Origin of the sequence: Streptomyces sp. SID5910 (assembly GCF_009862125.1) — a bacterium.
Taxonomy (GTDB): domain Bacteria; phylum Actinomycetota; class Actinomycetes; order Streptomycetales; family Streptomycetaceae; genus Streptomyces.
In genome coordinates, this window is record NZ_WWHX01000015.1 from 1 (window position 1) to 1024 (window position 1024).

Here is a 1024-nt window from a genome sequence, read left to right on the forward strand (position 1 = left end):
GCCGGGCCTGTCCGGTCTCCTCGAAGGCGGCCAGGATCCGGTACACCGCCGAGAAGCCGCCCTCGACGCCCTCGGCTGCGACGGCGCCGCGGGTCACCACGCCGTGCCGGTCGAGGAGCGCCCGGGCCAGGGCGTGGGCGCGCACCGTCGTGTCGGGCTCGCGGGCCGGGAGCAGCGACCACCGGCCCGCGACCGTCGGCGGGCCGGTGCGGGACGTGCCGCGGGCGGCGGCCGTCAGCGATCCGTAGCGGCCCCGCGGCACCGCGCGTTTGGCACGGTGGGCGGTGGCGCCCGCGGTACGGCCCGAGCCCAGCAGGGAACGCAGCGGCGCGAGCGTGTCGTTCGTCAGCCGTCCGGACCAGGCCAGGTCCCACAGGGCGTCGGCGAGCTGCGGGTCCGTGGCGTCGGGGTGGGTGGTGGCGCGGACCTGGTCGGCGATCTGCCGGAAGAACAGGCCGTACCCGCCGGAGAGGCTGTCCAGGACGGACTGGTGGAACGCGGTCGTCTCCAGGGGGTGGGCGGGCGGCAGGAGCAGCGGGGCCGCGTCCGCGAGGTACAGCGAGACCCAGCCGTCCTTGCCGGGGAGGGAGCCCGCGCCCGCCCACACCACCTCGCCGGATGCCGTGAGCTCGTCCAGCATCGAGGGCGTGTAGTCCGCGACCCGGGACGGCAGGACCAGCTTCTCCAGGGCGGACGCGGGCACGGACGCGCCCTGCAACTGCTCGACGGCCCGCACCAGCCCGTCGATGCCGCGCAGCGCGTGCCCCTTGCCGATGTGCTGCCACTGGGGCAGGAACTGGCCGAGCGCGGCCGGCGGCACCGGCTCCAGCTCGTGCCGCAGCGCGGCCAGGGAACGGCGGCGCAACCGACGCAGCACCGTCGCGTCGCACCACTCCTGGCCGATGCCGGCCGGATGGAACTCGCCCTGCACGACCCGGCCCGCCGCCGCGAGCCGCTGGAGGGCGCCCTCGGTCACCGCGACGCCCAGCCCGAAGCGGGCGGCGGCGGTGACCGACGTGAACGG

1 protein-coding gene is annotated in these 1024 nt (G+C 77.1%); it reads right to left on the bottom strand.

Translation table 11 applies throughout. From position 1 onward, the window contains the following. On the bottom strand, nt 1-1024 hold a 1024-nt coding region (locus GTW67_RS00645), incomplete at both ends, for an Lhr family ATP-dependent helicase (RefSeq protein ID WP_524539732.1).